At 73.0% G+C, this 17,905-nt stretch carries 16 protein-coding genes, 1 tRNA gene and 1 pseudogene; 5 read left to right on the top strand and 13 right to left on the bottom strand.

All coding sequences use genetic code 11. The annotated features are described in order from the left end of the window. Positions 1-56: 56 nt before the first annotated feature. The 9 genes from BJ961_RS30175 to BJ961_RS30135 all read right to left on the bottom strand — a co-directional run bounded on the left by BJ961_RS30175 (position 57) and on the right by BJ961_RS30135 (position 10,371). A complete protein-coding gene (locus BJ961_RS30175) occupies positions 57-1,391 on the bottom strand; it encodes a coiled-coil domain-containing protein (protein WP_271415943.1) in 1,335 nt (444 codons plus the stop codon). Between the two features lie 61 nt (positions 1,392-1,452). Beyond that, a complete protein-coding gene (locus tag BJ961_RS30170; RefSeq protein WP_271417211.1) occupies positions 1,453-2,502 on the bottom strand; it encodes a glutamate ABC transporter substrate-binding protein in 1,050 nt (349 codons plus the stop codon). A 62-nt stretch (positions 2,503-2,564) separates the two neighbouring features. After that, positions 2,565-4,016, bottom strand: a complete 1,452-nt coding sequence (locus tag BJ961_RS30165; RefSeq protein ID WP_271415942.1) for a hypothetical protein — start codon at positions 4,014-4,016, stop codon at positions 2,565-2,567. A 181-nt stretch (positions 4,017-4,197) separates the two neighbouring features. Then, positions 4,198-5,169, bottom strand: a complete 972-nt coding sequence (locus tag BJ961_RS30160) for an N-acetylglucosamine kinase (RefSeq protein ID WP_271415941.1) — start codon at positions 5,167-5,169, stop codon at positions 4,198-4,200. Then, on the bottom strand, positions 5,160-6,425 hold the full coding sequence (locus BJ961_RS30155; RefSeq protein WP_271415940.1) for a 6-phospho-beta-glucosidase: 1,266 nt from the start codon (positions 6,423-6,425) through the stop codon (positions 5,160-5,162). Before BJ961_RS30155 ends, BJ961_RS30160 begins: the two co-directional genes overlap by 10 nt. Positions 6,426-6,432: 7 nt before the next feature. Continuing rightward, positions 6,433-7,344, bottom strand: coding sequence for a carbohydrate ABC transporter permease (locus BJ961_RS30150; RefSeq protein ID WP_271415939.1), 912 nt, complete (start codon positions 7,342-7,344; stop codon positions 6,433-6,435). After that, the gene (locus BJ961_RS30145) at positions 7,341-8,285 is read right to left on the bottom strand and encodes a carbohydrate ABC transporter permease (protein ID WP_271415938.1); all 945 of its coding nucleotides are present in this window, start codon (positions 8,283-8,285) and stop codon (positions 7,341-7,343) included. Before BJ961_RS30145 ends, BJ961_RS30150 begins: the two co-directional genes overlap by 4 nt. Positions 8,286-8,291: 6 nt before the next feature. Further along, positions 8,292-9,629: an ABC transporter substrate-binding protein gene (locus tag BJ961_RS30140; protein ID WP_271415937.1), complete on the bottom strand. Its 1,338-nt coding sequence runs from the start codon at positions 9,627-9,629 to the stop codon at positions 8,292-8,294. An 88-nt stretch (positions 9,630-9,717) separates the two neighbouring features. Beyond that, positions 9,718-10,371, bottom strand: coding sequence for an ROK family protein (locus BJ961_RS30135; protein WP_271415936.1), 654 nt, complete (start codon positions 10,369-10,371; stop codon positions 9,718-9,720). 57 nt (positions 10,372-10,428) lie between these two features. On the opposite strand from BJ961_RS30135, the gene BJ961_RS30130 reads away from it, so the two are divergent. After that, positions 10,429-10,526: transfer RNA gene (locus tag BJ961_RS30130), tRNA-Ser, on the top strand. Positions 10,527-10,764: 238 nt separating this feature from the next. Here BJ961_RS30130 and BJ961_RS36235 read toward each other — a convergent pair. Together BJ961_RS36235 and BJ961_RS30125 are read right to left on the bottom strand one after the other, a co-directional pair. Then, positions 10,765-10,887: pseudogene (locus BJ961_RS36235) on the bottom strand (MarR family transcriptional regulator); the annotation flags it as partial. A gap of 434 nt (positions 10,888-11,321) precedes the next feature. Then, positions 11,322-12,470, bottom strand: coding sequence for a mechanosensitive ion channel family protein (locus tag BJ961_RS30125; protein ID WP_271417210.1), 1,149 nt, complete (start codon positions 12,468-12,470; stop codon positions 11,322-11,324). 256 nt (positions 12,471-12,726) lie between these two features. Between BJ961_RS30125 and BJ961_RS30120 the strand changes: the two genes are divergently transcribed. Beyond that, complete coding sequence (locus BJ961_RS30120; RefSeq protein WP_271415935.1) at positions 12,727-13,263, top strand: HNH endonuclease; 537 nt, start codon at positions 12,727-12,729, stop codon at positions 13,261-13,263. A gap of 50 nt (positions 13,264-13,313) precedes the next feature. Here the strand turns inward: BJ961_RS30120 and BJ961_RS30115 are convergent, their stop codons facing one another. Then, complete coding sequence (locus BJ961_RS30115) at positions 13,314-13,970, bottom strand: class I SAM-dependent methyltransferase (protein ID WP_271415934.1); 657 nt, start codon at positions 13,968-13,970, stop codon at positions 13,314-13,316. A 427-nt stretch (positions 13,971-14,397) separates the two neighbouring features. On the opposite strand from BJ961_RS30115, the gene BJ961_RS30110 reads away from it, so the two are divergent. From BJ961_RS30110 to BJ961_RS30100, 3 genes are all read left to right on the top strand, one after another. Continuing rightward, positions 14,398-14,703 (top strand): hypothetical protein, encoded by a 306-nt coding sequence (locus BJ961_RS30110; protein WP_271415933.1) that lies wholly within the window; start codon positions 14,398-14,400, stop codon positions 14,701-14,703. 9 nt (positions 14,704-14,712) lie between these two features. After that, the gene (gene malQ / locus BJ961_RS30105) at positions 14,713-16,827 is read left to right on the top strand and encodes a 4-alpha-glucanotransferase (protein WP_271415932.1); all 2,115 of its coding nucleotides are present in this window, start codon (positions 14,713-14,715) and stop codon (positions 16,825-16,827) included. Positions 16,828-16,899: 72 nt separating this feature from the next. Next, complete coding sequence (locus tag BJ961_RS30100) at positions 16,900-17,181, top strand: hypothetical protein (RefSeq protein WP_271415931.1); 282 nt, start codon at positions 16,900-16,902, stop codon at positions 17,179-17,181. Positions 17,182-17,303: 122 nt separating this feature from the next. Here the strand turns inward: BJ961_RS30100 and BJ961_RS30095 are convergent, their stop codons facing one another. Further along, entirely contained in the window at positions 17,304-17,825 is a 522-nt protein-coding gene (locus BJ961_RS30095) for a MarR family winged helix-turn-helix transcriptional regulator (protein ID WP_271415930.1), read from the bottom strand. Positions 17,826-17,905 lie beyond the last annotated feature (80 nt).

The following is a 17,905-nucleotide window of genomic DNA, read 5'->3' as shown; positions in this document are numbered from 1 at the left end:
GCTCCCGCGCCGGTCCTCGCTCCCGCGCTGGTCCTCGCTCCCGCGCCGGTGGGTGCTCATGTGCCGGGCCCCGTCCGGTCCACCGGCCCGCCCTGGCCGGGCACGCGCGGTGCGGCGCCCAGCAGTTCGGCGGCCGCCCGCTGGTAGCGCAGGACGGCCTGCTCGGCGACGCGCAGGTCGCAGGGCGCGCTCCACAGCATGCGGCGTGCCTTCTCGTACTTCTCGGCCAGCTCCGGGTCCTCGGCGTGGCCCAGCCGGGCCATCTTCGCCTTGTACGCGTCGAGCCGGCCACGCAGCTCGGCCCGGACCGCGAGCGGCGCGGTGACCGCCGTCAACGACTCGCGGGCACGCAGCAGTTCGTCCTCCGCCTTCTCCTCCAGGGACTCCAGGAGCGGCGACAGCCGGTGCCACTGCGCGTGCCTGCGGTACTCGGCGGCCGCCGCGAGCTGCTCCTGGAGCACGATCGGCGGTCCGCCGACGACCGGCACCTCCGTCGCGGCGATCTTCGCCAGCACCTCGCCGCGCGCGGTGCGTGCCTCGGCGAGCGTGCGGTCCGCGCGCGAGAGCACGTCCCGCAGCCGGACGATCCGCTGCTCGGCGTCCTGGCGCACGGCCAGCACCGCGTCGATCTCGCGGCGCACCTCCTCCAGGGCGCGCGCCTCCCGGTCGTACACCGTGGTGTCGGGACGGCCGCCGCCCGGAGCCGAACTGCCCCGGGCCGGCGACCAGAACGCCAGCGGGTCGGACACCACGCGCTCGCGCAGCCTCGTCAGGGTGCGCGTGATCCGCTCCAGGTCGTCCCCGGACGGGTGCTCGCCGGGGCGCACGCCCACGGAGTGCGCGAGCCTGCGGGTGCGCTGGAGCTCGGCGGCGAGTAAATCGATGCGGGCGGGCAGCGCCGACCACACCGCGTCGGCGGCGACCACCATGTCCAGGGAGGTCGCGTAGAGCTGGTTCATCCGCTCCACCAGCGTCGCCAGCGTGTACCGCTCGCTGAGCCGGCCCGGACCGCCGTGCGCCGTCGGGGCGTTGGCCGTGGCGACGGTGCTCCCGGCCAGCGTGACGGCGTCGCCGCGCAGCAGCTCCGTCAGCTCGGCCAGGTCCTCGCGGCTGGACCAGCGGCGCCGGGAGCGGATCTCCCGGGCGGTGCGCAGGGCGCCCGTGTACGCGTCGAAGCAGGTCCACAGCAGCGTGATGGACGCCTCGGCGGCGGCCCAGCGTTCGACGGTGACGCCGGTCAGCTCGGCGCCCTCGAGGAGTCTGCGGCCCGCGTGGTCCTGGAGGGCGAGGAGCGAGGTCTCGATCGCCTCGTGCTCCGCGCCGAGCCGCGCCAGCGCACGGTCCACCTCGTCCCGGTCCATCACCGGCCCGGTGGGTCCCGTGTCGCCCATCGATCACCTCTCGCTGTCGCGGACTTGCGTGTGTGCTCTTCGCCTGCGGTGCGGCCGTCGGTCAGCTCTCGCGCAGATACCGCGCCGGTGTCGGCGGCTGCGACCTCCCCGCGTCGCCGCCCATGGTCTGCGACAGCCACTCGTCGTACGAGTGCTGCCACCCCCCGGCCCGGTCCGCGCGCCACTCCTCGATGATCCGGTTGACCCGGCGTACCAGATCGTCGGCGTCCTTCTTCATCGCCACGCCGTAGTACTCGGTCGTGAAGTCGTCGCCCTTCAGCTCGACCGTCGGGTCCTGCGCGGCCTGGCTCGCGGCGAGGGCGCCGTCGGTGACGACCGCGTCGACCTCGCCGAGCTGGAGCCGCACCAGGCAGTCCAGTTGGTTGGGCACGGTGGTGCCGAGGTCCGCGTCGGCGGCGAGCCTGCCGTCCTTCTGGTCCCGCTCCAGCGTGCTCAGCGCCGTGGAGCCCGCCGCCGTGCAGATCCTCCGGCCCGCCAGCGAGCCGTCGTACCCGGTGATGTCCGAGGACTTGGGGGCCAGCAGTTGCTGGCCGGTCCTGAAGTACGGGGCGGAGAACGCCACGTCCTCCACCCGCTCGCAGGTGATGGTCATCGTGCGCACCACCATGTCGACCCGGCCGTCCCGGATCGCGGGGATGCGCTGGTCGGTGGGGATCGCCTTGAACTGCACGGCCTTCTCGTCGCCGAGTATGTCCTTGGCGATCCGGCGCACCAGGTCGATGTCGAAGCCCTCCAGTTGGGCGCCCCCGCCGCTGTTCGGGTCGCGGTAGCCCCAGTGGTAGCTGTTCTGGTCGACGCCGACGATCAGTTTGCGCTTCTCGCCCGCGCGGGCCCGGATCGCGTCGATGGTGGGGCCGTCGGCCCCGGACGGGGTCAGCGTCTGCGCCTCGGGCGCGGTGCACTCCCGCGCGGCCCGTGTCTGGCTGCCGTGGGCGACGCCTGGGCCGCCGCCGTCCGTGCCGCCGCCCTCGCCGTGCGAGCGGACCACGGGCAGGAGCAGGGCGGACAGCACCGCGAGGACGCAGGCGAAGGCCATCGCCCCCACCCCGCCCCAGCCCTTCAGGCCGGTCCGCAGCCCTCGCGCCCGCATCCTCGCGCCCTCTTCCACGGGTACCCCTTCCCACCTGCGGCCCGCCGGGCCCGCGCCCCGTCTCACCGGTACTCCGAGAGCCTGCGGCCGATGCCCAGCAGCGCGCCGGCCACGCCCAGCCCGGCGAGCACTCCGGCACCCTGCGGCAGGTACCCCATGGCGTCCAGGCCGTCGCCCGCCGCCTGCTCGAACTCGCCCCGCTCGTGTTCGAGGGCGGTGGCGAGAGCGGCGTCGACGCCGTCGAAGCACTCGACCGTGGCGCCGTCACCGCCGATCACCAGGTCCAGCGCCTGCTGGTAGTTGCCGTTCTCGTCCTGCTCACGGGCTGAGGTGTGACGCTTCTTCCACTCCTCCATGTCGCCGTTCGCCGTGTCGACGGGCCGTGCGCCGGTCCGGTCGTCGGCGAGCCGCTCCGCCTCGGCCAGGGCCTTGCCGAGGACGTCCATGTTCTTCCCGTACGCCACGTCGTAGGCGTCGTACGTCCTGCCGTCGACCTCGGTGGTCTCCGCGCCGCGGGAGACCAGGGTCAGGTTCTCGTTGCCCCGGGCCTTGAGGGAGGCGATGCGGGCCTCGTTCAGCGTGTTGAGGGAGCGCACGCCGTGCTCGTAGGAGTCGGCGAGGTTCGACCGGGCGACGCCGTGGCCGACGACCAGCCACAGCAGCACGATCGCGGCGGCGGCCGTGGTGGCGACCAGGCCGCGGTTCAGGACCCGGTTGGTGCGCCGGTAGTCGCGGTGCTGGGCCCAGGCCAGCGCGGCGAGCAGGACGACGCCCAGGGCGATCGCCGCCCACGGGTAGGGCTTGGCGTCGCCGTAGTCGGCGCTCAGCCGCTGGTTCTCCTTCTTGTACAGGTCCTCCGCCGCCGGGAGCATCTCCTGCTGCATCTTCTCGTTGGCGTAGCGCAGATAGGCGCCGCCGACCGGGAAGCCCTGCCGGTTGTAGGTGCGGGCGCGCTCGACGAGGCCCTTGTACTCGGGCAGCAGGCGGTTGAGGTGGGCGATGGTCGTCGCGGCCGGGGACTTCGGGTCGGAGTTGGCGGCGGCCGTCACGAGCCCCTCGGCGGCGGCGCCCATCCCGTTCTCGTACCGCTCACGGGAGTCCTTCGTCTCCTGGCCGCCGGCGAGGAAGCCGCTGGAGGCAGCGGTGTTGGCCTCGGCGAGGGAGCGGTAGATACCGGCCGCGGCCGAGCTGAGGGGCTGGCTCCGGTTCAGTACGTCGTCGGCCGCCGCGGACCGCTCGTTCATCTGCCAGGCGGTGACGGTGCCGAAGGCGACGACGAGGACGGCGAGCAGCGCGCCGATGATGCGCAGCCGCCCCGGTTCGGTGACCGCCGCCGCGCGCAGCCGGTCCACGCCCTCGGCGAAGGCGGTGCGGCGGGGCTCCGCCGGTGCGGGAGGCGGGGACTGCGGCGGCACGGCGAGCGCGCCGCCCGGCCGCTGCGGCGGCACGGCGGGCGGGGCGGGCACGCGGGTGCCGGGCGGCTTCGCCGCGCCGCCCCTGTGCGGTTGAGTCACTGCCGACCTCCCCCATGGTCATCCGTCGCCGCAAGTATCGCTGCCCGCACCGACATCCGCACCGGCCTTCACCCGATCTTGATGCGCTCCCGGTGCAACGCACCACCCCTGCCCATGAATACGCCACGGGAACCGGTTCGGTTCCCCGGACCGGGTCCGGGGAACCGGCATCCCTTGCGGTTCAGGCGGTGAAGTGCGCCCGTACCCGCGCGTCGGCCCCGGGGGCCGCGTCCACGTGGTCGAGACCCAGCAGCACCGCGCCCAGCACCGGCCGGGCGGTCACCACCCGGGGTACGGCCTTGGGCGCGCGGGCGGCCAGCAGCTCCCGTATCCGGTCGTCGAGTCGCGGATGCCGTGCCGCCAGCACACTGCCGCCCAGCAGGACCGGCGCGGGTTCGGCCAGCAGGTCGAGGCGGGTCAGCGCGACCGTGGCCATGGCCACCACCTCGTCGGCCTGCCGGTCCACGATCGACCGGGCCAGCGGGTCGCCGCCGGCCGCCGTGGCGAACAGCACCGGGGCCAGCTCGTGGCGCCGGACGGGCTCGATGTGCCGCAGGTGCAGGGCCTCGATCAGGGCGTACATCGTGCCGAGTCCGAAGTGCGCCGGCAGCGTGCGGGCCAGTTCCGTCGGCCCGCCGCGGCCGTCCTCCGCGCGCGCGGCGTGCCACAGCGCCTCCTCGGCCAGCCCCCAGCCGCCGCCCCAGTCGCCGGAGATGCGGCCGATGGCGGGGAAGCGGGCGGTGCGGCCGTCCGGGCGCATGCCCACGCAGTTGACGCCGGCCCCGCACACGACGGCGACGCCGAGGGGCTCGGAGACACCGGCCCGCAGGATCGCGAAGGTGTCGTTGCGCACGTCGACCCGCGCGCCCCACGCGCGCGCGTGCAGCGCGGCGGCCAACTGCTCCTCCTCCACGGGCAGGTCGGCGTTGGCCAGGCACGCCGACACGTGGTCGACGGAGGTGACCCCGGCCGCGTCGAAGGCCCGCGTCACCGCCTCCGCGAGGGCGTCCACGGCCCGCTCGACCCCCACGGCGGGCGGCCGGAAGGCCCCGCCGCGCGCCGTGGCGAGGACCTCCCCGTCGGCCGCCACCACGGCCACGTCGGTCTTGCTGTTGCCCGCGTCGACGGCGAGGACGCTTGCGCTCAGGCCCACGCCAGGTGCTCCCGGTTGTGCGCGATCAGCCGGTCGGTGAGCTGCTCGGCGTAGGCGTACTGGCCGACGAGCGGGTGGGCGAGCAGTGCCCGGAAGACCCGGTCCCGCCCGCCGCGCAGGGCCGCGTCCAGCGCGAGGTCCTCGTACGCGGTGACGTTCGCCATCAGCCCCGCGTACAGCGGGTCGACGTCCGCCACCGGCAGCGGGGAGGCGCCCTTGGCGCCCACCGCCGCCGGGACCTCGATCACCGCGTCGTCGGGGAGGAAGGGCAGCGTGCCCCGGTTGTGGGTGTTCACCACCTGGTACGGGGAGCCCGTGCCGCCGAGCAGGGCGGACGCGAGGTCCACGGCAGCCTCGGAGTAGTAGGCGCCGCCGCGCTTGGCGAGCAGCGCGGGCTTCTCGTCCAGGGCCGGGTCGCCGTACATCTCGAGGAGCTGCCGTTCCATCTCCGCGACCTCGGCGGCCCGGGACGGCTTGGTGCGCAGCTCGTCGACGACCTCGTCGTGGGCGTAGTAGTAGCGCAGGTAGTAGGAGGGGACGACGCCCAGGCGGTCCAGCAGCGGCCGGGGCAGGCGCAGGTCGGCGGCGACCGCGTCCCCGTGCTCGGCCAGCAGCCGGGGCAGCACGTCCTCGCCCTCGGGGCCGCCGAGCCGTACGGCGGTCTCCCAGGTGAGGTGGTTGAGGCCGACGTGGTCCAGGTGGACGTCGGCGGGGGCCACCCGCAGCAGCGCGGCGAACTTGCGCTGCAGCCCGATCGCCACGTTGCACAGCCCGATCGCCCGGTGCCCGGCCTGGAGCAGGGCGCGGGTGACGATGCCGACCGGGTTGGTGAAGTCGATGATCCAGGCGTCCGGGTTGGCCCGGCGCACCCGCTCGGCGATGTCCAGGACCACCGGCACGGTGCGCAGCGCCTTGGCGAGCCCGCCCGCGCCGGTCGTCTCCTGGCCGACGCAGCCGCACTCCAGCGGCCAGGTCTCGTCCTGCTGCCTGGCGGCCTGGCCGCCGACCCGCAGCTGGAGCAGGACGGCGTCGGCGCCGTCGACGGCCGCGTCCAGGTCGGAGGTGGTGACCACGCGGCCACCGTGCCCCTGCCGGGCGAAGATGCGGCGGGCGAGGCCGCCCACCAGCTCCAGCCGGTCCGCCGCCGGGTCGACCAGGATCAGCTCCTCGACGGGCAGCGTGTCCCGCAACCGGGCGAAGCCGTCGATCAGTTCGGGTGTGTAGGTCGAACCGCCGCCGACCACGGTGAGTTTCATGAAGTCATCAACCCTTTACTCCGGTCAGTGTGACGCCCTCGACGAACGCCTTCTGCGCGAAGAAGAACACGAGGATCACGGGGGCCATGACCAGCACGGTCGCGGCCATGGTGAGGTTCCAGTCGGTGTGGTGGGCGCCCTTGAAGGACTCCAGGCCGTAGGAGAGCGTCCAGGCGCCGGGGTTCTCGGAGGCGTAGATCTGGGGGCCGAAGTAGTCGTTCCAGGCGTAGAAGAACTGGAAGAGGGCCACGGCGGCGATCCCCGGCTTGGCCATCGGCAGGACGACTTTCAGCAGGGTGCGCAGCTCCCCGCAGCCGTCGACCTTCGCCGCGTCGAGGTACTCGTCCGGGATGGTCAGCAGGAACTGGCGCAGCAGGAAGATGGAGAAGGCGTCGCCGAAGGCCATCGGGATGATCAGCGGCCACAGGGTGCCGGACAGGTCGAGCTGCTTCGCCCAGAACAGGTACATCGGGATGATGATCACCTGCGGGGGCAGCATCATCGTCGAGATCACCAGCATCAGCGACAGGTGCCGGCCCCGGAAGCGGAACTTGGCGAGCGCGTACGCCACCGGGACCGACGACGCCACCGTCAGGACGGTGCCGAGACCCGCGTACAGCAGCGTGTTCTTCCACCAGGTGAGGAAGCCGGGCGTGTCCAGGACGGCGCGGTAGTTGCCCCACTCCCAGGTGTGCGGCCACAGATCCCGGGTGAGGGCCTGCTGGTCGCTCATCAGCGAGGTGAGGACCACGAAGACGAACGGCAGGGTGAAGAAGAGGGCGGCGGCCACGCCGAGGGAGTGGACGGCGATCCAGTGCAGCAGGACGCGCCGGCGGGCGGTGCGCTCCTCGGCGGGCGGCGGACTGCCGGCCGCGACGGGCCGGGCCGGCACCTGGGCCGTCGGTACCTGGGTGGTCATCGGTCACCTGCCTGGAGAAGTCCGCCCCGGCGGCGCATCAGCAGCGCCGTGAACGCCATGGCCAGCGCGAACAGCACGAGCGCGACCACACAGGCGGAGCCGTAGTCGAAGCGCTGGAAGCCGAGGTTGTAGACGAGCTGGGGGAGGGTGAGGGTCGACTTGTCGGGATAGCCGGGTTCGAAGGACTGGCCGGAGCCGCCGATGATCCCGGAGGCGACCTTCCCGGCGACCAGCGGCTGCGTGTAGTACTGCATGGTCTGGATGACGCCCGTGACCACGGCGAACAGCACGATCGGCGAGATGTTCGGCAGCGTCACGAACCGGAACCGCTGCCATGCGGACGCCCCGTCCAGCTCGGCCGCCTCGTACTGCTCCTTCGGCACGTCGAGCAGCGCCGCCATGAAGATCACCATGAGGTCGCCCACGCCCCACACGGCGAGCGCGGTCAGCGCCGGCTTGGACCAGGCGGAGTCCGTGAACCAGCCGGGCGCCGGTACCCCGAGCCCCTCCAGGACCGAGTTGACCGGTCCCGTACCGGGGTTGAGGAGGAAGACGAAGGCCAGCGTCGCGGCGACGGGCGGGGCGAGGTAGGGCAGGTAGAAGAGGGTCCGGAAGACCCCGGCCCCCGTCCTGATCCTCGTGATGAGCAGCCCGACCCCGAGCCCGAACACCACCCGGCAGGTCACCATCACCAGGACCAGCCAGAGGGTGTTGCGCAGGGCCGGCCAGAACAGCGGGTAGTCCTGGAAGACGTACGCCCAGTTCTCCAGGCCCCGGAACTCCGGGACGCCGAAGCCGTCGTACTTCATCAGCGAGAAGTACACGGTGGACACCAGGGGGTAGGCGAAGAAGACGCCGAAACCGACGAGCCAGGGCGACATGAAGGCCGCCGTCCGAAGCGCCGAGGAACGTCGCTTCGCGCGGAGCGTGTTGGTGGCCATGGACCGCTACTTCGTCTGCTCGATGTCGCGGTCGATCTGCGCGGCGGCCTTCTCCAGTCCCGCCTTGAGGTCCGTCACCTTGCCGGACTCGTACTGGTAGCCGAAGTCCTGGAGCGTCAGCTGGTAGGTGGCGCCGTTGACGGAGGCCGGCGGGGAGTTCGACCCGGGGTGCTGGGCGATGTCCAGGAAGGTCTTGAACTCCGGGTCGGTCTCGAGGTCGGGCGACTTCAGGGCCGGGAAGGTGGAGGGCACGTTGCGGATGGCGTTGGCGAAGGCGACGACGGCCCCGGTGTCGGTCGTCATGTACTTCACCAGCTCCCACGCGGCGTTCTGCTTCTCGCTGTGCGGGGCGATGCCCATGACGGTCCCGGAGAGGAAGCCCTTGCCGTACTCGGCCACCTCGTCGTCGGCGACGGGCATCGGCGCGGTGCCGATCCGGAAGTCGACCCCGGCGTCCTTCGCCATGCCGAGCCGCCACTCGCCGTCGAGCTGCATGGCGACCTGGCCGGTCTGGAAGGGGTGCTTGGCGCCCCACTCGTCGCCGAAGGTGTTGCGGTACTTCTCCAGCTTCCCGAAGCCGCCGAGGTCGTCGACGAGCTTCTTCTGGTAGGTGAACATCTCGGCGAACGCCGGGTCCTCGGCGACGCTGGACGTGCCGTCCTCACCGAAGTAGGCGTGGTCCCACTGGGACATGTAGTGGTCGACGACGGTCTCGTAGCCGTGGTAGTTCGGCATGAAGCCGAGTTGCTCGTACGAGTCGCCCTTGGACTTCGTCAGCTTCTTCGCCACCTCGGCGAACTCGGACCAGGTCTTCGGCGGAGCCTTGATCCCGGCCGCCTCGAAGGCGTCCTTGTTGTAGTAGAGGCCGTAGGCGTCGCCGAGCAGGGGCAGGGCGCAGCGCGTCCCCTCGAACTGCGTGTACTCCAGCATCGGCTTCGGGATGAGCGCTTCCAGGTCGAGCTTCGACTTCTCGACGAACGGCTTCAGGTCGAGGAAGGCGCCCGACGAGCAGAACTTGCCGATGTTGGAGGTGGTGAACGAGGACACCACGTCCGGTCCGTTCGAACCGCCCGCGCGCAGCGCCTGGTTGAGCTTGTCGTCATTGATGTTGCCGACGACCTTCACCTTGATGTTGGGGTGCGCCTTCTCGAAGCGGTCCACGTTCGCCTGTACGGCCTTCACCTCGGCGGGCGCGCTCCAGCCGTGCCAGAAGGTGATGGTCGTCTCGGCGTTCGGGTCGTCGGAGGCGCCGGTGTCGGACTGGCCCGTGCAGGCGGTGGCGAGCAGGGCGAGGGACGCGGAGGCGGCGACCGCGAAGGTCGCTTTTCTGGGTATTCCGGGCATGGCGAAGCTCCCAGGGGCAGGACGGGGCAGGGCAGGGGCAGGACGGGGCAGGGCAGGGACAGGACGGGGTGGGGCCGGGGGCGCGGGGTCAGCGCGAGGTGTCGAAGACCTCGTCGCGGGTGGTGGCGAGCGCGCTCTCCAGCGCGCCGCGCAGGACGGGGTGTTCGGTCACGTCACCGACGACGAGCCGGGGCCGGGAGGCGGCCAGCTCCTCCAGCTCGTCGCGGACCAGGTCGCGCAGCGCCTCGCCGCCGGCGGTGAGCGAGGTGCCGCTGAGGACCACCAGTTCGGGGTCGAGCACGGAGACGAGGGAGGCGAGGCCGGTGGCCAGGCGGGTGGCGTAGGTCCGGAGCAGCCGGCGGTGCGGGTCGTCCTCGGCGTCGGCCCGCGCGGCGCGGGCCACCAGGGCGGCGGCGATCTCGGGATACGGCCCCGAGGGCACTTCGGCGACGCCCGACTCCCGGGCCAGTCCCGGCAGCGCCTGGGATCCGGCCAGTTCCTGGAAGCCGCCGCTGCCGGTGCGGCTGACCTTGCGGACCAGCGGGGCGCCCGGCACGGGCAGGAACCCGACCTCACCGGCACCGCCGGTCCAGCCGCGGTGCAGCCGGCCGCCGAGGACCAGGGCGGCGCCCAGGCCCTCCTGGTTCCACAGCAGCACGAAGTCCTCGTGGCCCCGGGCCGCACCGAGGCGCTGCTCGGCCACGGCGGCGAGGTTCACGTCGTTCTCGTACTCCACCGGCATCGGCAGGGCGGCGGCGAGTTCGTCGAGGAGGGTCGGGGCGTGCCAGCCGGGCAGGTGGGAGGCGTAGCGCAGCCGCCCGGTGCCCGGGTCGAAGGCGCCCGGCGTGCCGATGACGAGGCGGTGGACGTCGGTCCGGTCGAGTCCGGCCGCCTTCACCGCCCCGTCGAGGGCGTCGGTGACCTGCTGGACGACGGGGGTGGCGGGACGCCTGCCCGGCGTGGGCAGCTCGTACCGGCCGACGGTGCGTCCGGTCACGTCGGCGACCGCGGCCAGGACCCGGTCCGGGGTGACGTCCAGTCCGGCGGCGTACGCGGCGGCCGGGTTCACCTCGTAGAGCTGGGCGCCGGGCCCGGGCCGCCCCTCGGTCGTCCCCCCGGCCAGTACCAGCCCCGCCGCCTCCAGTCGGGCCAGCAACTGGGAGGCGGTCGGTTTCGACAGTCCCGTCAGCTTGCCGATCCGGGTCCGGGACAGCGGCCCGTGCTCCAGGAGGAGGTCGAGTGCGGCCCGGTCGTTCATGGCGCGCAGGACGCGCGGCGTGCCCGGCGTACCGGCGGTTCCTGCCATGCGTGTCCACACCTGCCTCTCGACCGCTCAGCTTTTCAGGGCGCGGCGGGGGAAGTCCACCGCGACGACCATGGAAAGCGTTTGTTAGGAAAGTTTCCTGTTGGCCGAGAAACGTAGGCCCGCCCGGAGGAGCCGTCAAGAGACCGTTCCGGAGCGGCGCGGCCTGACCTCGCACCGTGGCCGCCTCACGGTCGTCCAGGGGGCGCGATCCGCACATGGTAGGAATGTTCGAGGTGTTCGAGGACGGAGAAGGGGCCTGCCGGGCCCACACAACGTGGCGTACGACCTGCTCGCGGGTGTCGACGAACGGCGACCTCGCGCGGGGCCGAGTACCTTCACAAGACCGTGGTGGGACGACCACTGTGGGCGGGCCGCCCGAGGCCTCGCTACTTGGCCGTGCTCGGGGGTGGGATCGGGGACGCCGCGACGGACTGCGGGGACACCGTGCTGGCGTAGGCCGAGGGGGCCGCGACGCCCGCCGTCGGGTCGGTGGTCTGGGCGTGCTCCAGCGGGACCGTGGCGCCGCCGACGATCGCGATGCCGGCCGCGTCGAAGGCGCGCTTGATGCGCCAGCGCAGCTCGCGTTCCACGGTGAGGGCCTTGCCGGGCATGGTCTTCGCGGAGACCCGGACCACCATGGAGTCGAGCAGTACGGAGTCCAGGCCGAGGGTCTCGATGGGGCCCCAGAGCATCTCGTTCCAGGGCTCCTCCTTGCTCATCCGCTCGCCGACCGCGGCGAGGGTCTCCTTCACCTTGTCCAGGTTCTCGTCCGAGCGGACGGTGACGTCCACGCCGGCCGTGGACCAGCCCTGGGAGAGGTTGCCGATGCGCTTGACCTCGCCGTTGCGGACGTACCAGATCTCGCCGTCGGCGCCGCGCAGCTTGGTGACCCGCAGCCCGACCTCGATGACCTCGCCGGAGGCCACGCCGGCGTCGATGCTGTCGCCGACGCCGTACTGGTCCTCCAGGATCATGAAGACACCGGACAGGAAGTCGGTGACCAGGTTGCGGGCGCCGAAGCCGATCGCCACACCGGCGACACCGGCGGAGGCCAGCAGTGGGGCCAGGTTGATCTGGAAGGTGCCCAGCACCATCAGGGCCGCGGTGCCGAGGATGAGGAAGCTGGCCACCGAGCGCAGTACGGATCCGATGGCCTCCGACCGCTGCCGGCGCCGCTCGGCGTTGACCAGCAGCCCGCTCAGCGCGGTGCCGCCGGACGTACCCGTCCTGCGGTTCATCCGCTCTATCAGCTTGGTGATCGCCCGCCGCACCACCGCGCGCAGCACCACCGCTATCACCACGATCAGCAGCACCCGCAGCCCGATCGCCAGCCATGTCGACCAGTTCTCCTCGACCCAGCCGGCGGCGTTCGTCGCGCTCTCGTGGGCGTCCCGGAGCGAGGGCACCGTGGGCGCCGTCGGTGACGGCGACGGAGACGGATCGGCGGCCCGTAGGACGGCGGCGGACAGGGACACGGCGGATACCTCCAGGTGCGGCGACCCGTCCTGCGCGGTCCGGTCCGAGGTCCGGTCCAAGGTCACGGAAAGGTCACCGGACGGGCAGATGCACCACACTAACGGGGCACCGGACGCGGTTCGGCCCGAAAAGGGCGGGAGAGACGGTGCTCACCCGCGCTTGAACTGGTCACGCCCGCGGCCCCGCGCCCCGTGTGTTCGAAAACACTCCCAGCCCGTTACCGGGACATGGTGGCGCTACGACCAGGCAGGAGGGGAGACTGAACCAGATCGTCCCGGCGCGAGCCACGCGCCGCCGACGCCCAAGGAGGCACCCGTGCCGCATGTCCTGGTCCTCAACGCGTCGTACGAGCCACTCGGCGTCGTACCGCTCCGCCGCGCGCTCGTCCTCGTCCTGGAGAACAAGGCCGTGTGCCTCGAGGAGTCCGGCGCCCATCTGCACAGCGCGACCGTCACCGTGCCCGCACCCAGCGTGGTCCGGCTCAAGCGATTCGTGCGGGTGCCCTACCGGGGCCCCGTCCCGCTGACTCGGCGGGCGCTGTTCGCCCGCGACGGAGGCCGCTGCATGTACTGCGGCGCCGTCGCCACCAGCGTCGACCACGTCGTCCCGCGCAGCCGCGGGGGCCTGCACGCGTGGGACAACGTGGTGGCGTCCTGCCGCCGCTGCAACCACGTCAAGGCCGACCGCCACCTGGTCGAGCTGGGCTGGCGCCTGCGCCACAAACCGGCCCCGCCCACCGGACTGGCCTGGCGCATCATCGGCACGGGCCACCGGGACCCGCGCTGGATGCCGTACCTGCAGCCGTACGGCGCGGAGGACGCCATGGCCCGGATCGACGGCATCTCCGCCTGACGCCCCGGCCCCCTGCGGCGCCGGTCCCGGAGAAGCCGGGCGGTCGCCGATCAGGGGCGGCGCCACGTGAGGGTGTAGCGCCAGAAGAGGCGGCGGCGCAGCCGGGCGCCCGGCAGGATCGTGCGGGCCGCTGCGACGATGTCGCAGAAGGGCATGTCGGCCGGTCGCGTGAGGGCGGTCATCGAGGCGGGGCGGCGTGCTTCGCGGCCCCTGTTCCTGAGCCACCCGGTCGCGGCGTTCAGGGGGACGGCGGCCGCGCCGAGCAGGTGGTCCGTGGCGGTCAGCGGCCGGTAGAGGCCGACGACGACCAGGGTGCCGCCGGGCGCCAGATGCCCGCGGAAGGCGTCGAGGGCCTCGGTGAACGGCAGATGGTGGAGGGTGGCGACACAGGTGATGACGTCGTGGGGCCCGGCGGGGAGTCCCGTCGGCGCGTCCGCGACCGTGAAGGACGCCGTCGTCGCCCCGGGGGTCAGCGCCCGCGCCCGCGAGGTGATCGCGGGGTCGGAGTCGACGCCGTGGACCTCGGCGGCGCGGGCGGCGAGGAGGCGGGCCAGGTCGCCGGTGCCGGAACCGACGTCGAGTGCGCTGCCGAACCGGTGGGGGAGTTGCCGCAGGATCCAGCGGTGGTAGTGGGCGTTGTGGTCCCAGGGGTGAGCGGCGTTGAACCGGTCGAGCGCCTGGAGGAGCCGATGCGGCGGTGACGTCATGTGATTCCTTTGCCCATGCGCGTCGGATCGGAAGTCCGTGGACGGCCTACGGCCTCCACAGTCCGCACACCTTTCCAAAAGCGCGAGCACTCGGGCCCTTCTTGTCCTCAGGCCGCTCATCTGAGCGGCCTGAGGACAATTGCCCGCCGACTGCTCACGCTTTTCAGGACACCCCCCGATGCGCGAGGCCACCTCGGTGGGACCGGTTTGGGCGTTCCTTGAGCGGGTTAGGTGAATTTTTGTTCCTGTATGGACCTGTTCGGAAGCGGGCGGGTGTGACCAGGGCCACGTTGTCGGCATGAGGGCGTCTGTCCTCGCGCGGACTGGGTAGGGGCTGCCACAACTCGCCAAAAGCGTGCGCGACACAACGCCCGAACCCGAGCCCGATCCAGAGTCCTACCCAGAGCCTGACCCAAAGGAGACCCCCGTGGCTGCACTGGCGCCCCTTCTGCTGCCGGCCCCCTCCAAACCCGTGGCGGAGCCGTCCACCCCCTGGGCGGAGCCCTCCGCCGCCTCCGAGACCCCGCACTACTGCGTCTTCGGCGCCACCGGCAGCTGCGCCGAGACGCCGCTGACCAGCGAACCGCCGCTGCCCGACGCCGAACCCCTCACCAGCGAGTCGCCGTTCGCCGACGCCGTACCGCTGACCAGCGAGTCCTCGCCCGAGCTGACGGCCGACGTGCCGGACCAGGGCGGCCCCTCCTTCGCCGTCCCGGAACCCACGAGGTCGTAGAGGAAGCAGATGCCCGCAGCGCAGTCGGCCGAGCCCCCCACCGAGGACCTTCCCGAGGATCTGACCAGGCTCGCCGCCCTGCACGGCGTCGCCACCTCCTACCGGCCGTCCCCCGACCGCACCGTCCCGGCCTCGGCCACCGCCGTCACCCTCGCGCTGGCCGCCCTCGGCGTGGACGCGGATGCTCCCGGTGCCGTACGGGCGGCCCTCACCGCCCGCCAGAGCGCGCTGCGCGAACGGCTGCTGCCGCCCACCGTCGTCCGCTGGGCCGGCGGCGGCACACCGGCCGCCCTGGACGCCCTGCCGCCGGGCACCCGGCTGCGCGTCGACACCGAGCAGGGCGAGCGCCGCGACGGGGCCGGGCCGCTCCCGTCCGGCGTCCACCGGCTGACCGCCACCGCGCCCGACGGCCGGACCGCCGTCGCCCACCTGATCGTCGCGCCCGACCGGCTGCCCGCCCCCGCCGCGCGCTCCCACGGACTCCTCGTCCAGCTCTACTCCCTCCTCTCCCGCCGCTCCTGGGGCATGGGCGACCTCGGCGACCTCGGCGAACTCGCCGCGTGGGCCGCACGCGTCCACGGCGCCGGATTCGTCCAGGTCAACCCACTGCACGCGGCCGTGCCCGGTGCCCCCACCGACCCGTCCCCCTACCGCCCCTCCTCCCGGCGCTTCCCCGACCCGGTCCACCTGCGGATCGAGGAGGTGCCGGAGTTCGCGTACGTCGCCGACCCCGAGCACGCCCGCGCCCTGCGGGAACGCGCCGGGCGGCTGCGCGAGGGCGTGCTGGAGAAGGGGGCGCTCATCGACCGGGACGCCGTGTGGGAGCTGAAGCGCGAAGCCCTCGAACTGCTCCACCAGGTCCCCCTCGGCCCCGGCCGCCGCGCCGCCTACCGCGACTACCTCGCCGAACAGGGCACCGCCCTGGCGGACCACGCGACATGGTGCGCGCTCGCCGAGGTCCACGGCTCCGACTGGCACCGCTGGCCCGAGGGCCTGCGCGACCCCCGCTCCGCCGAGACCGACCGCGCCCGCACCGAGCTGCGGGACCGCGTCGACTTCCACTCCCGGCTCGCCTGGCTCACCGACACCCAGCTCACCGCGGCCCAGCGCACCGCCCGCGAGGCGGGCATGCCGGTCGGGATCGTCCACGACCTCGCCGTCGGCGTGCACCCGCGCGGTGCCGACTCCTGGGCCCAGCGGCAGTACTTCGCCGCCGGCATGTCGGTGGGTGCGCCGCCGGACGCCTTCAACTCCCGGGGCCAGGACTGGGGGCTGCCGCCCTGGCGCCCCGACCGCCTGGCCGAGTGCGGGTACGCGCCCTTCCGGGAGCTGCTGCGCGGCCTGTTCCGGCACGCCGGGGCCCTGCGCATCGACCACGTCATGGGCCTGTTCCGGCTCTGGTGGGTGCCCGAGGGCCGTCCGCCCACCGAGGGCACCTACGTCCACTACGACGCCGAGGCCATGCTCGCCGTCCTCGTCCTGGAGGCCGCCCGGGCCGGGGCCGTGGTCATCGGCGAGGACCTGGGCACCGTGGAACCCGGCGTGCGCGAGACGCTGCGCGCACGCGGGGTGCTGGGGACCTCGGTGCTGTGGTTCGAGCGGGACTGGACCGGCGACGGCCGTCCGCTGCCGCCCGAACGCTGGCGTGCCGACTGCCTGGCGACCGCCACCACGCACGACCTGCCGTCCACCGCCGCCCGCCTCACCGGCGAACACGTCGAACTCCGCGACCGGCTCGGCCTGCTCACCCGCCCCCTGGAGGAGGAACGCGCGGAGGCGGCCGCGGACATCTCGGAGTGGCTCGGCGTACTGTCCCGGCTCGGCCTGCTGCGCGGCACGGGCGGCGACCCCGGGACACCGCCCGCCGAGGAGGCGGAGATCCAGGCCGTGCACCGGTTCCTGCTGCGCACCCCCGCCCGCATGGTCGGCATCTGGCTCCCGGACGCCGTCGGCGACCGCCGCCCGCAGAACCTCCCCGGCACCTGGGACCAGTACCCGAACTGGCGGCTGCCCCTGGCCGACGCGGAGGGCCGCCCCGTGACCCTGGAGGACCTGGCCGCCGCACCCCGGACGCACGCCCTGATCGACGTCGTACGGGAGCGCGGCGGCGAGCGGGACGGCTGAGCGGGGAGCCCGCGGGCCCCGTACGGGCACCCCGGGCGCGCGGGCGCCGGGACCGTTCGCTAACTTTGCACCGTGGACAAGAAGAACGCCCTGCGCGCCGGCGCCCTGGCAGCCGGTACGACGCTGATGATGCTGCTCATGTCGTCCCCCGCGCTCGCGCTGACCCGCGACGACGGCGACGACCCCGGCACCGGCCTGAGCGTGATCGAGACGGTCGGCCTCTACGTCCTGATCCCGATCGCGCTGTTCGTGGTCATCGCGGGCCTGGTCCTGGTCCTCGACCGCTCCAAGGAGGAGCACCGGGTGACCTCCCGCAACATCAGGACCCGGTCCAAGGCCGACGCCAAGGCCTGACGGTCCGACCCGGCAGTCCCAAGGGCGCCGGTTCCCCCGCGCACACCCGCGTCAGCGGTGAGCGGTGAGCGGGGGAACCGGCGCCCTTCGCCGTCCGGACCGCCGCGGGACGACCTCCTCGCCTACTTCTCGGTGCCGGCGAGGAGGTCCCGCAGCAGTCCCGCCAGCTGGCCGGCCCGCTCCGGGTCGAGGGCGGCCAGGGCCTGGGTCTGGACGTCGAGGCCCGCGCCGACCGCCTCGTCGATGAGTTCGAGACCCCGGTCGGTGAGCGTGACCTGCAGGGCCCGGCGGTCGTGCGGGTCGGGGGAGCGGCGCAGCAGCCCCGCCCGTTCCAGTTTGTCCAGCCGGCCGGTCATCCCGCCGGTGGTGAGCATCAGCGTGGCCGAGAGCTGCCGCGGCGAGAGCGTGTAGGGCTCGCCCGAGCGGCGCAGGGTGGCCAGGGCGTCGAACTCCCCGCGCGAGATGCCGAAGCGCGTGTACGCCTTCTCCATCCGGTCGCCCATCGCGCGCGACAGCCGGAAGACCCGGCCGAACACCTCCATGGCGGCCGTGTCCAGGTCGGGCCGTACCGCCGCCCACTGGTCGATGATCACGTCGACGGGGTCCTCGCGCGGCTCGGACCGCTGCTGGGGGCGTTCAGTCATGGCACGAGTATCGGGTCCGTTCCGTTCGCCCGCAAGAAAGTAGCTTGACGGCAACTAGCTCAGTAGTAAGCTACTTATGT

The sequence above is a fragment of the Streptomyces lienomycini genome (assembly GCF_027947595.1).
In the GTDB taxonomy this organism is placed as follows: Bacteria; Actinomycetota; Actinomycetes; order Streptomycetales; family Streptomycetaceae; genus Streptomyces; species Streptomyces lienomycini.
The sequence above is the reverse complement of the archived record's forward strand: the minus strand, read 5'-3'. Positions and strand labels throughout refer to the sequence as shown.

Coding starts and splice junctions, on each gene's coding strand:
- malQ (WP_271415932.1), top strand. CDS start 14,713: ATGCCCGCAGCGCAGTCGGCCGAGCCCCCCACCGAGGACCTTCCCGAG.
- BJ961_RS30145 (WP_271415938.1), bottom strand. CDS start 8,285: ATGGCCACCAACACGCTCCGCGCGAAGCGACGTTCCTCGGCGCTTCGG.
- BJ961_RS30150 (WP_271415939.1), bottom strand. CDS start 7,344: ATGACCACCCAGGTACCGACGGCCCAGGTGCCGGCCCGGCCCGTCGCG.
- BJ961_RS30135 (WP_271415936.1), bottom strand. CDS start 10,371: ATGCCGGTGGAGTACGAGAACGACGTGAACCTCGCCGCCGTGGCCGAG.
- BJ961_RS30170 (WP_271417211.1), bottom strand. CDS start 2,502: ATGCGGGCGCGAGGGCTGCGGACCGGCCTGAAGGGCTGGGGCGGGGTG.
- BJ961_RS30095 (WP_271415930.1), bottom strand. CDS start 17,825: ATGACTGAACGCCCCCAGCAGCGGTCCGAGCCGCGCGAGGACCCCGTC.
- BJ961_RS30115 (WP_271415934.1), bottom strand. CDS start 13,970: ATGACGTCACCGCCGCATCGGCTCCTCCAGGCGCTCGACCGGTTCAAC.
- BJ961_RS30140 (WP_271415937.1), bottom strand. CDS start 9,629: ATGCCCGGAATACCCAGAAAAGCGACCTTCGCGGTCGCCGCCTCCGCG.
- BJ961_RS30155 (WP_271415940.1), bottom strand. CDS start 6,425: ATGAAACTCACCGTGGTCGGCGGCGGTTCGACCTACACACCCGAACTG.
- BJ961_RS30175 (WP_271415943.1), bottom strand. CDS start 1,391: ATGGGCGACACGGGACCCACCGGGCCGGTGATGGACCGGGACGAGGTG.